Source organism: Gimesia alba, assembly GCF_007744675.1.
GTDB classification, from domain to species: Bacteria; Planctomycetota; Planctomycetia; order Planctomycetales; family Planctomycetaceae; genus Gimesia; species Gimesia alba.
The window spans coordinates 4052257-4067908 of the sequence record NZ_CP036269.1 but is presented as its reverse complement, the minus strand read 5'-3'; the positions used below and the strand labels follow the sequence as shown (position 1 = coordinate 4067908).

General features: G+C 50.3%; 7 protein-coding genes. 4 read left to right on the top strand and 3 right to left on the bottom strand.

Annotated features, from left to right (window positions below):
- The first annotated feature begins 6 nt into the window (after window positions 1-6).
- Both Pan241w_RS15155 and Pan241w_RS15150 read left to right on the top strand, forming a co-directional pair.
- Entirely contained in the window at window positions 7-1311 is a 1305-nt protein-coding gene (locus Pan241w_RS15155) for a DUF1552 domain-containing protein (protein WP_145217372.1), read from the top strand.
- A 15-nt stretch (window positions 1312-1326) separates the two neighbouring features.
- Window positions 1327-2025, top strand: coding sequence for a GntR family transcriptional regulator (locus Pan241w_RS15150; RefSeq protein ID WP_145217369.1), 699 nt, complete (start codon window positions 1327-1329; stop codon window positions 2023-2025).
- A gap of 34 nt (window positions 2026-2059) precedes the next feature.
- Here the strand turns inward: Pan241w_RS15150 and Pan241w_RS15145 are convergent, their stop codons facing one another.
- Window positions 2060-3526 (bottom strand): DUF1501 domain-containing protein, encoded by a 1467-nt coding sequence (locus tag Pan241w_RS15145; protein ID WP_145217365.1) that lies wholly within the window; start codon window positions 3524-3526, stop codon window positions 2060-2062.
- Window positions 3527-3528: 2 nt separating this feature from the next.
- Window positions 3529-5964, bottom strand: coding sequence for a PSD1 and planctomycete cytochrome C domain-containing protein (locus tag Pan241w_RS15140; protein WP_145217362.1), 2436 nt, complete (start codon window positions 5962-5964; stop codon window positions 3529-3531).
- Between the two features lie 402 nt (window positions 5965-6366).
- Between Pan241w_RS15140 and Pan241w_RS15135 the strand changes: the two genes are divergently transcribed.
- Window positions 6367-8556 carry a sulfatase-like hydrolase/transferase gene (locus Pan241w_RS15135; protein ID WP_145217359.1) on the top strand — a complete coding sequence of 730 codons (2190 nt, stop codon included), beginning with the start codon at window positions 6367-6369 and terminating at the stop codon, window positions 8554-8556.
- A 146-nt stretch (window positions 8557-8702) separates the two neighbouring features.
- Window positions 8703-10247 carry a 4-alpha-glucanotransferase gene (gene malQ / locus Pan241w_RS15130; protein ID WP_145217356.1) on the top strand — a complete coding sequence of 515 codons (1545 nt, stop codon included), beginning with the start codon at window positions 8703-8705 and terminating at the stop codon, window positions 10245-10247.
- Window positions 10248-10332: 85 nt separating this feature from the next.
- On the opposite strand, the gene Pan241w_RS15125 is transcribed toward malQ, so the two are convergent.
- Window positions 10333-15603 carry a M56 family metallopeptidase gene (locus Pan241w_RS15125; RefSeq protein WP_145217353.1) on the bottom strand — a complete coding sequence of 1757 codons (5271 nt, stop codon included), beginning with the start codon at window positions 15601-15603 and terminating at the stop codon, window positions 10333-10335.
- Between the last annotated feature and the right edge of the window lie 49 nt (window positions 15604-15652).

Here is a 15652-nt window from a genome sequence, read left to right as displayed (position 1 = left end):
GCTTCCATGTCTGCTTATTTGACAACCAGGCGTACTATGTTGCGTGGACTCGGTGTTGCAATGGCTTTGCCCTGGCTGGAGTCGCTACAGGTATGGGGACAGGAAGCAGGTACGACTGCAGTAAAGGGAGAGGCTCCTGTTCGTTTTGCGGCCCTGTTTTCCGGTAACGGATTTCATCGCGATCACTGGTGGGCCAAGGGAGCAGGGAAGTCGATGGAGCTGGGGCCTGTCCTGAAGCCGCTCACTGAATTTCGCGAAAGACTGCTTTTCATTCGCGGCTTGTATAACGAGGAAGCCCTGAAGGGGAATATTCACAGTTCTCAAACCGGTAATATTCTGAGTGGGGCACCATTGGAATCGGGGGGCGGGATTCGCAGCGGTATCAGTATCGATCAACTGCTGGCAAAGCATTATGGCCAGACCACCAAAGTTCCCAGTCTGGTGTTGGGTTGCGAAAAATCCAATCCGTCCGTTCACAAAAATTATTCGATGCTCTACAGCAGCCATATTTCCTGGAGCTCACCGACAACGCCTACTCCACTGGAAGTCTATCCGGCACTCGCCTTTGATCGACTCTTTCGTCAGGATGCTAGCAAAAGCGATCAGAGTGTGCTGGATGCCGTGTTGAGCGATGCAAAGGACCTGCGACGTGGAATCAGTCGCAGCGATAAGCAGAAGCTCGACGAATATCTCAATTCTGTACGCGAAGTAGAACAACGCATCGAACGCGCTGGCCAGCGGGGAGAGCTGCAAGGCTGGCGGCCTGCACTCGATAAACCAAATATTCCGCGACCCGCTGATGGGATTCCGCAGGATATTGCCGACCATATGCGACTGATGTGTGATATTCTGGTGCTTGCATTTCAGACAGATTCCACACGACTTTGCACATTAAAACTCAATAACGATCATTCCTCACTGAGATTTCCCAACCTGGGTGTTGATTATATGATTCATCACCTGTTATCGCATCAGGAGTCCGAGGACTGGCTCAAAGTAAATCAGTTCTTTTTAGAACAGGTTGCTTATGTCGCACGGAAACTGGATGCAATTCAGGAAGGAAGTCGAACCGCATTAGATAACTCTATCATTATGTATTGCAGTAGCATGCTGACGGGCAGTCATGATGCCACCAAGTTGCCGGTGGTGATTCTGGGTAGGGGAGGCGGTAAGCTGGAAACCGGACGTGTGCTCGACTATCTCGATAAACCGAACCGTAAGATGTGCAGTTTATATCTCTCGTTGATGGATAAATATGGCTTGCACCTGGATCAGTTTGGTGACTCGAATGAACGACTTGCAGAAATATAATCAGGGTATTTAAGAATGAAAACCAATGATTTGTCCACGGGCCATATGCCATCAGATAACAAATTAAAACGTCAAACACTGGCGCAGGCCGTTGAAGCACGCTTACGCACTGAAATTGTTCATGGGCTTCACGAACCGGGGGCCATGCTAACGGAACCCGTCTTGTCGACGGAGATGGGAGTGAGCCGCTCGCCTATACGCGAAGCGCTGCTAAATCTGCAGCGAGATGGGATTGTCGAGTTTGATGATCGAGGGAGAACGCGTGTTGTTTCGATGACGGCTGCGGATTTCGAAGATCTCTATTTTCTGCGACTGGCTGTGGAGCCCATGCTGGCGGTGCATGCTGCGGCGCGTGCGACGGATTCTGATTATGCTGCCTGGGAAGCAAATGTTGCTGCGATGGAAAAAACAGACAGCGTTGCTGAAATCAGTCAGCTCGACATTGAATTTCATTCAATGATTGTCGAAACCAGTCAACGCCCTCGGTTGATTGCAGCCTGGCGATCGCTACGCCCTTCATTAGAATTATGGTTGGCGGCACTACATCGGAAACATGAACAGCTGACGGGACGCGTGCGGGAAATTACAATTGAAAGTCATTTAGAGCTCATTGAATCTCTACGTGCGGGAAAGAGCGAAGCGATTCGCGAATTGATTCAGGATCATATTGAAGGCTGGTACAAGTGGCTGCCGGAAATGGACGATTTGGCTTGACTGGTTTGATATTTATTCGGGGAAGAAATCAATTCTATGCGATTAATTTTTCGACTACATTTCCCGAGACGTCAGTGAGGCGGAAGTCGCGGCCTTGAAAACGATAGGTCAGTTTTTCATGATCCAGGCCGAACAGTTTGAGAATTGTTGCATGAAGATCATGTACATGGACGGGGTCTTTTGAGACGCCCCAACCAATTTCATCCGTTTTACCGATGACTTGGCCTCCTTTGATGCCGCCACCCGCGAGCCACATGCTGAAGGAATAGGGATGATGATCGCGGCCGGTCACTTTCTTGAAGTTGACACGGTTTTCACCCAAAGGTGTTCTCCCGAATTCGCCGCCCCAGACAACCAGTGTGTCCTCGAGTAAACCACGGCGTTTAAGGTCTTTGAGTAAAGCCGCGATGGGCTGATCGGAAATCTCGGTATAGCGTTTCAAGCCGCTGTCCAGATAGCTGTGGTGATCCCAGGTTGATAAAAAGAGCGTGACATAACGCACGCCCCGTTCGACCATGCGACGGGCCAGCAGGCAATTGCGGGCATACGAACCGTTGAAGCCAGCATGACTGCTTTTCGATGCTTCTTCGCGCGTGACACCATATTCATCGAGTGTTGCTTTGGTTTCGCCGGAAAGATCGAGCAACTCTGGTGCGGTTTGCTGCATGCGAAAGGCGAGTTCGTAGGCTTTAATCCTGCTGGCGATTTCGGGGTTACCGATCTGCTCGTAGCGGAGGCCGTTCAACTCATTGATGGTCTGCAGACTCCGCATCTGTGCTTCGGGTGCGATTTCAGCAGGCGTTTCCAGGTTCAATACCGGACTGCCCTGATTACGAAACAGCGTTCCCGCGTATTGCGAGGGGAGAAATCCACTCGACCAGCTGGAAGCCCCGCCGGGTAAACCGCGGCCCAGTGTGGCCAGCACAACATAGCCGGGTAAATTCTGTGATTCACTTCCCAGACCGTAATTGAGCCACGAGCCGAGCGTGGGACGTCCCTGCAGATCGGAGCCGGAGAGCATCATCAACTGACCGGGCAGGTGATTGAACTGCTCACAGTGCATCGAGCGAACCAGGGCGATGTCATCCACGCAAGTGCTAAGGTGAGGCAGCAGATCCGAGAGTTCCATGCCGCACTCGCCGTAGCGTTTGAAGGTGCGTGGGCTTCCCATTAACTGCGCTGCTTCTTTTTGGATGAATGCGAATTTGATGTCCTTCAGTAAAGACTCAGGCATCGGTTGACCGTCGAGTTCATTTAACTTTGGTTTGGGGTCGAACAAGTCCATCTGGCTCGGGCCCCCTTCCATGAAGAGGTAAATGCAACGCTTGGCCTTGGGGGCGAAGTGTGCCTGTTGGCCGCTGTTCTCGCTTGCCAGCAATCCCTCATCTTTCAGCAGCGAGGCAAGAGCCAGCGTTCCCAGACCACTGGCGCCACTGGTGAAGAATTGCCGACGATTCAGGGCTGAAGGATCATTTCCAGTGGATGCAGGAGGAAGCAGCATATTTAATCTCGCGTAATAAATTCATCTAAATTCATGATGATCCGAGCGACCTGGCTCAGAGCCGTCAATTGCGGCGATGTTTTTTCTGCGGAATCGATATTGTTCTGGCTAGCGACTCGGAGCAGATCAGAATAGGACGCGCTGAGTGCGTTCTGTTCCCGTTCATTCGCAGGACGTCCAAGACATCGCAGAAACATTTCATTCATGGCAGAGGGAAAGTCATCAGGATAGTGCTCATGCATTTTTTTACCGAGCACCTGGGCACTTTCAAAAAACATGGGGCCGTTCAGTAGTGTGAGTGCCTGGAGTGGAGTATTGGAGCGTTCGCGGCGGCTGCAGGAAACAGTGGCATCGGGGGCGTCGAACGTCATCAGCATCGGGTAAGGCACTGTTCGTTTAAAGACGATATACATTCCCCGTCGATATTGTTCGCTCCCCTGGCTGGCAGGCCATTTTACGCTCCGCCCGACGTCGGTCACGAACGCCGGTAGCGGTGGTCTGATCCCACGCCGACCAATGGTTCGGTCCAGTAACCCGCTTGCATTCAGATGAATATCACGAACGATTTCGGCTTCGAGCCGATAGCTGTTTTGTCTCCACAACAACTGATTGTTGATGTCTTGTGGATTAGAACGGGCGTTTGACGCTGAGGACATACGGTATGTAGACGACATCACGATCAGGCGAACCATTGCTTTACGGCTCCAGTCACGACTTTTGTATTCCGTAGCGAGCCAGTCCAGTAGCTGCTGATGCGTGGGGGCTGCGCCTTTGGTTCCAAAATCGTTGGGTGTCGCAACAAGCCCCTGGCCGAATAGATGTTGCCAGATGCGATTGACGGACACGCGCGGTGTCAACGGATTATTATCCTGAAAGAGCCATTGAGCGAGATCCAGACGATTCGGTGTTTGGTTTCGCGATGATAAGTCGGGGAGTACGAAGGGCGTGCCCGGACTTACCTTTTCGCCGGGACGATTGTAAATGCCGCGAACGTGCACGAAAGTGTCGCGACGGTCTTTTGTTCGTTCTGTAAATATCGGTGCTCTCGTCGCGGGGGGAGATGGTTTTGTCTGTAGTTGTGTTGCCAGTTTATCAGAGAGTTTTTTCCAGCCTGCTTTTTTCGTTTGATAAAAAGGGGAGAGTCGTTTCAAGTCGGTCGATTTTTTGTATTTATTCAGAATGTCGGTGATTTCAGTCTGTTGTTTCTTTGTCAGACCGGTGTTTTCATACGTTTTTAATTCTGACAGGAGTTGTTGATACCGCGGTTCCCACTTTGTGCGAGCCTGTTCGTATTCTGTATCTTCCCAGGGTTTCTTGACTTTGGCTGTGGTTTCATTGGCATTATTGAAGAAGGCGTAAATTTGATAAAACTCTTTCTGGGAGATCGGATCGTGTTTATGGTCGTGGCATTCAGCGCAGCCAAATGTGAAACCGAGCCAGACCATGCCCGTTGTATTCACACGATCGACAATTTCTTTCGTGCGGTATAGTTCCAGGTCAACGCCAGCTTCTGTGTTACTAAGCGTGTTTCGATGAAAGCCGGTTGCAATTTTCTGGGATAACGTTGGCTTGTCGAGCAGGTCTCCCGCGAGTTGCTCGATGGAAAACTGGTCAAATGGCAGATCCTGATTAATGGCATCAATGACCCATTCACGGTAGACCCAGGCATGTTTCCGCATGCTGTCTCCAAGATAGCCATCACTGTCAGCATACCGCGCGAGGTCCAGCCAGTAGCGGCCCCAACGCTCTCCAAAATGTGGGGAGGCTAACAGCTCATCCACGAGTTGTTCGTAGGCACGTGGATCTTCGCTGGAGATAAATGATTCGACTGCCTCTGGTGCGGGGAGTAAGCCTGTCAGATCGAGATACAGTCGACGAATGAGTTTATGGCGACTGGCTTCGGGAGCCGGTTTGAGCCCATTCAGTTTGTGCCGCGCCGCTACAAATGCATCGATGGGATTACGGATGGGGAATTCCGGGTTGGTTTCAAAGTCTGTGGGGACGGTGGGACGGTGCAGCGGTTTGAGTGACCACAGTACCGGAGGTTGAATTTCAAAATTGGCAGGCCAGACAGCGCCTGCCTTGATCCAGTTCCGAATCGTCGCGACTTCTTCATCGGAAAGAGGTGGTTCATCGCGTGGCATTTCGGCTGTGCCGTCTGTGGGAGTGATCAGGTCAATCAGGTAGCTTGCATCCGGATCACCCGGATCAATCGACGGGCCACTCTCGCCTCCTTTTGTCGTTGCCTGGGTTGAGTGCAAAGAGAGTCCCCCTCGACGCACACGGTCGTTGTGACAACTTAGACAATGCCGTTGTAAGATCGGAGCAACATCCTGGCGAAAGTCGACTGCTTCCGCACTGAAAGCGGATTGCACTGATGCGATCAGCAGTGAATAGCTTGCAGCTAAGAAAGTGATGCGGAGTTTGTGGTTACTCATTTCGCGAACTGACTTTCAATCTGTGGGATTGAGCCGTCACTTGATCAAAAAGGTAGATCGACGCGGATGGCTAGAATATCAAAGGGTTCTGTCGGCAGCCTGTTTTTTCTGGTAGTGTTATCAAACTCGATGATTTACGGACGTTTTTATAAATCCGTGGTTGGCTTCTGTTAACGGGGAGAGAATGTTGATTTTAACCCCGTGATGCTAATGAACACAACCCTTTCTCACCTGCGGGGCTTTGTTTTGCTTCACGAGTGTATCTCTTCTGTCAGAGGTTAACTGAAAGTGGAGAAATAATTTCCGTGACCGGGTGGCTTTCACTTACATCAATGGTACAATTTTAATGTGTATATTGGCTTCTGACTCACGCGCTTTATCTCAAACCAATGAAATTCTGCCATGAAATCCATCCTGCTGCTGATTCCCGTTCTCTTTGCATTCTCCAGTCAACTGTGTGCTGACGAGCGACCGAACATTGTCTTCTTCTTTGCCGACGATCAAACGACCAGCACGATTGGCTGTTATGGCAATCAGGTAGTTCAGACTCCGAATATCGATGCATTGGCGGCGCGCGGAACACGATTTGATAACGCCTATGTCAGTCAGGCAATCTGCTGGGTAAGCCGCACGACGATCCTGACCGGTCTGACGGGGCGAAGTTACGGCACTTCTGCGAATCCGGAACTGGCGCGGCCCGATGCAGTGGAGACCTTGTATTCCGATATCCTGCGTCAAAACGGATACCGTACCGGCTACTTCGGAAAGTGGCATGCCAAAATGCCGAAAGGCTATAAAAAGGAAGCACATTTTGATGAATTTGAAGCGATCAGCCGCAATCCCTATTACAAACAACAACCAGATGGCAGTTTGCGACATGAAACGGAGTTGATCGTTGATCGAGGAATCGAGTTTGTGAAATCGCAACCGAAAGACAAACCGTTCGCATTAAACATGTGGTTCAATGCCTGCCATGCTGAAGACAGCGATCGACGCCCGGGCATTGGTCATTTTCCGTGGCCTCGTGCTGTCGATGGGATGTACGAAGACGTTACGATTGCTCCGCCACGTCTTGGCGATCCTTCGATTTTCAACGGGCAGCCTGACTTTCTGAAAACGACCATCAACCGTGAGCGTTATTTCTGGCGCTGGAATACCGATAAAAAGTATCAGACGAACATGCGTGCGTACTATCGTATGGTGAGTGGTATCGACGGTGCCATTGGACGTTTTATGCGGGCGCTTGAAGAAGCAGGATTGGCTGATAACACGATCATTGTTTATTCTGCTGACAATGGATATTACATGGGGAATCGTGGTCTGGCAGGCAAGTGGTCCCATTATGAAGAAGCGATCAAGGTGCCTCTGATCGTGGCTGATCCGCGTGTTCCTCAAAAACAGCGTGGTCAAGTTACGACCGCCTCTGCGTTGAATCTGGATCTGCCGGCAACCTTTCTCGACTGGGCGGGAGTCAAAATTCCCGAACGATACCAGGGGCACAGCTTGAAGCCGATTGTAGAGAAGGGAAAACCTGCCGACTGGCGTCAGGAGACATTTCATGAGCATTTCGCTGTTCGCAGTCGTATTCCTGCCTATGAAGGTTTACGTAACGAACAATTCAAATATGTGCGCTATTTTGACCATGGCAATCATGAGTTTCTGCACGATCTGAAAAAGGATCCTGATGAACTGGTCAATCTGGCGGGAGATCCTCAGCACGCGAAAACCTTGCAGGAAATGCGAAAGCGGACAACCAACCGGGTGAAAGAACTCGGAGGGCCGCTTGATCCTCTCAAGGGGAAATTTACCGCATCGACAGTGCCTCACCCGAAAGCCTCCGCAGCCGTCAGTGCCCGCGCCGATAAAGAAGGATTCGTTCGCGTGTTCGATGGCAAATCGCTGCGTCACTGGAACGGCGACCGCAAGTACTGGTCAGTCGAAGACGGCGCCTTAACCGGCAAAACAGATGGCACGTTAAAGATGAACCGTTTCATCACCTGGAAAGACTCGACCATTCGCAATTTTGATCTGCGTGTGAAGGTGAAAGTGACTCCCGGCGGTAATAGTGGTCTGCAGTACCGAGGCATGTCGCGGCCTGACCTGGGTTTGGACATTGTCACCGGTTATCAGTGTGACGTGGTGGCGAATAATCCGAACTACAACGGGATGCTGTATGAAGAACGCGGGCGTCGTATTCTGTCACACACGGGAGAAAAAGTGATTATCGCAACGGATGGACAGCCGTGGGTGATCGAAAAAATGCCCGTCAAAACATTTGCTCCCGATGAGTGGCATGACTTTCGCGTGCTGGTGAAGGGGAACCATCACCAGCACTGGATTGATGGCCATAAAACGGCCGACCTGATTGATCTGGACGAAAAGGGCCGTGCTTTGGAAGGGGTATTGGCGGTCCAGGTTCACGTGGGGCCTGCGATGAAAATTCAATACAAGGATTTCAAAATCAAACACCTGCCAGACGATCTGCCCCTGCAACAGGCCAAAGACCATCCCATTCCAGCGAATGCCTATGGCGTGCGACCACAGGGCCGCTTGCCGAAGAACTGGAAGCCGCCGATTTACGGTCAGCGTTGATTTGGAGAAGCAAACGCGTCTGTCGCTCGAATTGATCAACTAAAACAGAATAGTTCATTTCTGGTAGTTACTCTCAGTGCTATAGGTTTGAGAACTTGCTGGCAGTGTGTGGTTCTGAATTCTTCTGAACGGGATGAAGGAAGATTATGAGTAACAGTGATCAGTTTGAGAGTCGCTCCTGTTTTTCGCCAAATTATCGCGGTGCTGGTGTATTGTTGTCTGTGACTTCCTTGCCGTCTCTGTATGGGATTGGTGACTTTGGTCCTGCGGCTCGGAACTGGATTGACCGTCTTCAAGAGGCTGGTCAATCCTGGTGGCAGTTTTTACCACTGGGGCCAACTGGATATGGCAACTCGCCTTATCAACCGCTTTCGTCGTTCGCTCTCAACTGGCTTTTGATCAGTCCTGATGATCTAGTTGCGGATGGTTTGTTACAACAGGCCGACCTTTCTGGAATCGTGTTCTCTGAATCCGTAGTGGATTTAGACGCTGTCCGATCGTTTAAGCAACGTCTACTAGAAACGGTCTGGCTTCATTTTCATGAGAGAGCTACCTCAGAGCTGAAGCAGGCATACCAAAATTTCTGTGATCACGAAAAAGCCTGGCTGGATGACTATGCCTTGTTTCAGGTACTGAAAGACAAGCATCAGGGAGCCTGTTATCTCGAATGGCCAACGGAACTGGTCCGACGGAATTCAGATGCTCTCGCTCAAGCCCGACAGGAACAGGCGAATGAAATAGATCAGGTGCAATTGTCGCAGTTCCTGGTATTTCAGCAATTGAAACGCCTGAAGGAGTATGCTCACGGCAAGGGAGTCCGGTTCATCGGCGATTTGCCATTTTTTGTCTCTCCCGATTCCAGCGATGTCTGGGTCAATCCGGAGCTGTTTCTGCTGGATGATGATTTACGACCTCGCTTTGTTGCCGGTGTGCCTCCTGATTACTTCAGTGCTCAAGGGCAGTTCTGGGGCAACCCGGTTTATAACTGGGAAGCACTCGGTGAAACAGGTTACCGCTGGTGTATCGACCGGTTTCGTGCGTTGCTGGATCATGTGGATCTGATTCGTCTGGATCACTTTCGTGGTTTTGCGGCTGCCTGGCATATACCGAATGGGGCACCTAATGCCCAGGCAGGGCAATGGGAGCCCGGGCCTGGTCGAAAGTTTTTCAGTGCAGCCCAAAACGAACTGGGTGTGCTTCCGTTAATTGCAGAGGATCTGGGAATCATCACTCCGGATGTGAATGCGCTTCGAGACGAATTTCATCTACCCGGTATGCGCGTCCTTCAATTTGCCTTTGATGGAAATCCTGACAATCCCTACCTGCCACAAAACTATGATTCGAATACCGTTGTCTTTACAGGCACACATGACAATAACACAACACGCGGCTGGTATGAATCTCTCTCGAAGGATGAGCGTAAGAATGTGTGTGAAACGCTTCAGCTTCCCGCAATCAACAGTCGGGAAATCGCGGCGGTATTGATGAATCTGGCATGGTCTTCAGTCGCAGCACTCGCGATGGCTCCTCTACAGGATATACTCAATCTGCAGGCAAACGCACGAATGAATACACCGGGACGCGCAGGCGGAAACTGGCGCTGGCGATGCACGACTGAGATGCTGGAGACGCCCACCTTCACATGGTTGAGGGAACTAACAGCAAATTTGAATCGCTTACCCGTTGTTTAGTCAGCGGATTAAGCCATTCCAAAATCTACAGTTACTAAAAACGCAACGGAACGAACTTCATCGAAGTTTAGATAGGATGAGACCGTCAGTCGCCGGCTTGCTTCAACGCCCAGGATGCATGCTGTCTGGTGAGGCGTTGCAGTTCGTCCGTGGCTATTTCTTTTGATGGTTCAGGTTGCTCAGCCAGGTGGCGTAAGCGATCGATGGCATCTTTCTGGCCGAGTAGACCGAGCCCGATAGCTGCTGAATCTCGGACGACTTCAGAAGGATGTTTCAAGAGCGCACGGAGTGATGACTGGAAGTCAGGATTCTCAGAAAAGCCCGCGAGGCGACAAGCCAGTGCGATGGCAGCGGGGGAATCGCCGTTTTGAGCGGTTAAGATGTGTTTTAGGGCATCTCGATAGGGGACCAGGTTTTCGGCAACTCTTCCTTTACGGCGTTCTCGATCATATTGAACGTAGATCTCCTTTGATTGTTGCATATAGAGACTCTGTAAGCCAATCTGTCTGACCTCGGCAAAACGACTGGATAGCAGGTCCCTGGAAGCGAATGAAGTGAAATCATCGTCTATGAGTCGCGCCCAAGTGCTACCTACGGGAGTACTCGTGACGACAGACCGATGGCCAATCAGAACAGAGTTACCAGTTTGTCGATCGGAATTCAGTAATAAAACTCGTGCTTCTTTTGAAACTTCTGGGGTACTCAACGTTCTGAAGGAATCAGTTGCGGAACCGGAAGCGACGACAATGCCATCTCGTATCAACACCCCCGTCACACGGACCAGCTGACCTTTATAGTAAGATGTACTCAGGATTTCCGGTGTCAGCACGGCGCGTTGCTGTGGATCGCGGTGAATGGAAAACGACTTCACTCGAGTCTTCTGTGAAGCAGAGCCCCCTAAGGACCATTTTGCGGCTGTTTGCGAATTTTCATCGGACTGTCGAGGCACCAGTGTGGATTGATTGATTTCAAACGGGGCGACCACGACTTCGCACTGACTCTTCTTTTCCAGTGTTTCTGCACATGTCAGCGGTTCTACTGATTCGCCAGAAAACCGAGTCAGCGTCCAATACTTAGCGATTCCGAGTCGCGGGTAAGAAACCAGACTGCAGCGAAGAATCAGTCTGCCATTAGCGTCTGTTTCAGTTCTAACCTCTGTTAGATTGTTCCACGACGGGTGTGTCCAGGGTTCGGTGAATGCAGCAAATGATGCGGAGAGTTGGTCCCCTTTCTGTTCCGGCTGGCGCGACTTCAACTCTTCCCACTGGAACCAAGGTAGCTCTCCTTTCGAATCGAGTGTACTGGAACGAATTACTCTGCTCGGTTTTTTGCCGTCGATCAGTATTTGGCTGGTCGAGACCTTCGATTTATTTGTTAGATGGGCCTCTCGGTCAAAGAGCCATAATTTGCCATCAAGAATCTGGAATCGCAGGTCCATATCAAACGCTCGCGTTTTGCAGATGATCCGTAATGGCGCAAACTGCCCTGGCGACACTTCAGTATAGTCGAGAAATTGAAATTCCATCAATTCAGAGCGTTCGACCAGCGGAAAACCGGTCTCGGCATCAACAACCAGCACGAGGTCCTTGTTCGAGGTGATTGAATAACCGCCTACATATGAGTAGGTACCGGTTTCTTTTTCGAGTCCTGAACCGACTTCCTGAGAAAATTTCGGGCCATTCAAGCCAAGAACGCGCACCGGGCGACCATTCCATTCTGCTGAAAAGGCAATCGGCATTTTCCAGCGCTCTGGTGTGCGTCGGATGCTGTCCAAGGCGAGTGAAAGGGTGATGCCGCGACTGATTTTGAGGCTTTTATTGGGCAGTTGACGTGGAGACTGTTCGTCCTGACCTTCAAATTGGAATGTGACATTGGGTTGGGGAGCGTCTTTGGTGCGTAACCAGAGCTGATGTTTCTTCAGCAATGGAATCAATGTCTCTTTAGCCGTCCGTCTGTTGGCGGTAACGGCTGCTTCAGGGATGGTCGAGGCAAATAACGGCAGTCGATTCTCATCGTACAGCACGAGCATCAAGTTTGTGTCTACGTTCAGCGTATTAGATTTCAAAGGAGGGAAGTGTAATTCCGCTGTCGGGGCGGTTGCCCCCCATAAGCGGGGGCCGTTTAAGGGCATGTTCGTTGGCATCCATCTTATCGATAGGGGACGAAATTGATTATCTTCTGATTCTGGGGGCACATGAATGGTATGCGTGGCTCCCAGTTCTAGCGGAGTCAACCCCTGTAAGGCGACCTTATGCTGAGGCTCAGCCGAAGCGGTCATTTCTTTTAATTTGGATTCTGCTTTCTTTTCTGCTTCGTTCAGGGCTTTCGATGAAGCATTGATTTTTAGGTCTATAATCTCTTCTTTCTGCGCTTCTTTCTCAGCAAATTGAGACGTGCCTCTGGTTAAGATCCACAGACCTGCATCGGTGATACGAAATTTTTGATCAACATGGAAATTTTTCTCGGGAAAATGAATTGCAATTCTCAACGGCGCCTGCTGACCATTTTTCGATGTAGCCCAATCCGATAAATCAACCTCAGCGATCACTTCATCACCTTTGTAGGCGACTTCGCGAATAATGCGATTATGGTCGTCGATCGTCAAGACCGTCCGATTGCTGTAGACGTCATGCATATAGGACCATGATGTTGTTTCAAACATGGCACCAGCGTTTAACCTGACACGACGAGCGGCATGGGGAGTTGCTCGCAGTTCGATGAGCCGAGTGTTATTTTTCTGTATGTAATCCGTAATTCTGAAGTCATTGGGATTTCGTCCCCAGTCGATAGCTGCAAAATTCAAGCGGGTACCAGACAGATGTCGTAGGGTGTCACGCCTGAGGAGTTCCCTGGCCGAGAGTCGATATGACTTTCTTTGTGAATTTGTGATCTCCTCTGCTGTCCGATAGCGGGGATATGCGTCAGCGTCTGCAAAGGTAAAGGTAGAACCGTCGGAGAGTTTCAACACAGACCAGCCGACTCCATAATGTTCGGAACCATCTTCCCGGTGCGTCACCTCGATGCGGAACGTTCCCTCTTTCTTCCATTGAAAACGCTCATCAAGTCGTATTGGTGACATACGATGCGTGAACTCAATCGATTCAATACCCTCCAGATCAGGGTTTTGCCAGAGACGATTGGCAGCCAGAACGATTTTGGAGTCAAACTGAGTTGCTCGTTTGGCGCCAGCTTCCTGTTCTAAGAGAAGTTTCTCCAACTCGCTGGGTAGAGTCGGCCAATCTTCAGGAACAGCTGTCTCTGATTGTTTTAGGGAAACCTGCTTACCACTTTTGCTTTCTGTCAGTGAAGTGCTGTCCTTCGACCAATTCACGGTTGTCGCATCTGTAAAAACACGCTGTAACGAACCTCCATCAATGCGTGCGGCCCAAATGTCTGATCTTGAGATCTTTTTCGTGTCAGGATGCGATTCAGAAGTTCGTTGACTCCAGGCAAGCCATTCTCCATTGGGTGACCATACCGGCAAAATACCTCCTGTCATGAAACTGAAGTTCGAGTCGCGATCTCGGCGATTGATTCCTGCCGGGCTGACATACTTGAGCTTTCTTGAAGTCGTGTCCCAGATTCCAATACGTCCGTCTGCGGGAATTCCTCCGATCCAGGAGCCAGCAATTCCAAATTGTGTCGACACGGCAATCAGTCGACCGTTGGGCGACCAGACGGCTCCTGCGCCCTGCACACCGGTTTCATCAATCTCACCAGATGATACATCGACCACGACCAGCGGGTAGATGTTGCCATAGCCGGGCGAGTTTCCAATGGCCAGTTTTTGTGAATCCGGGGACCAGGCTGGCTTAGTCTTCAGCCCTTTTTCAATCAGACATCTGACTGTTCTGGTAGCTGTGTTAAAGCAGAAAAGCCCATATTTCTTTGAACCGTCCTGGCCAGTATATCTGCCTGTGAAAGCAATCTGTGAGTTGTCAGGGGCAGGGACAGTGAAGAACGGTTTACAATTGGGGGGTAGCGCAGTTAGCGTCAGAGGCTTTTTGCTGGATAATTGCTTTTGAGTTACGTTCTTTTTATTTGGACTGGCGATTTCTGTTGAAGCAACGTTTTGTGGAATGATCGGTGTGACATTATCATGGACTGTTTTACCCACGAGTAATAACGGGCAAGAAATGATTGCCAGGAACAGAATCAGGAGTGAGCTTGCGATTCCAGAATTGACCGTTGAACGATTCTGTTCGATCAATTTTAATCGTGATTTAAGTTGTCGTACCGATCCTGATCCTCCGGTGGCTAACTCTGGTTGCTTCTGCACCTTCGCGACAAAACTGACGGTCTCAACAATTGCCTTGGTGTACTCTCCAACTCGATCAGGCCAGAGTTGGAGAACCTGCGCATCGCACGCTGACTCTTCTGCTGCGCGTAATCGGAACCGGGCAAACCAGAAGAGCGGACACCACCACCATAACACGGCGGTAGCGAGCTCCAGCCAGCGGGTTAAATAATCGCGTCTTTGAAGATGAGCAAACTCGTGTGCCAGTAGCAGATCTCGAGTGATCGGTTCCTGCACTGCAGACAAATCACGAGGAAGTACTACAATGGTGTTCCTTAAACCGGACCAGACCAGAGGGGGGATTGTTGCCGTCAATATTCTTACAGTGGGAACTTTTTTCAGACCAACTCGGTCTGCAATCCTGGATACGACAGATTGTACATCGGGTGCTACAGGTTCGGAGAGTTGCAGTAACTTCGAAAACGACCAGATAGACCTCAGAGTCTTGGCCAGTACAACCAGGGAACCGGTTACCCAGATGAAACAACAGATCCAAGCTATGGTTTCGCCTGTGGATATTTTGCGATATGTTCCTGTGTCTTGTGCTTTTGAGTTTTTCGTCTTAGGTTCATTGGATAAACTCTGCGAATCTGTGAGGGAAGTTCCCTGAGCGACTTTTATATTGTCCTTTTCAACGAACTTTTCAGATTCCGTCAGAGATTGCTCTGGTAATGTTGAGTTTTGCGTTGAGTCAACTTTCTGATTATGGCTGGCTGCGACATATGATCTTTCCGGAAAACGCTGGGCATCCTCAAACATCTTAGTGTCCGTAGAAGCGAATTTGTCATTAATAGAGACATTTGGATGAATTGCAACTGGGGACTGAGGAGTTGTTTGTGACAGAGTGGGTTCTGAATTGTTCCAGGAAGGAAATCCAGGGGTAATGAGTGGCATAAAAGGGGGGATGACCAGTCTCAGTAGCACGACAAACCAGAATGCATGTTCGATGGCAGGCCAGTGATGACGTGTCACACGACTCAGCAATTCAGCAACCCCGCATAGAATGGCGGCGATTGTCAGAATACTCAGTATTATGTGGGCCACTGTTTCAAACCACATCGAACAACTCCCTTATATAAACCCCACGCGATCAACCAGGCTGTTCGTC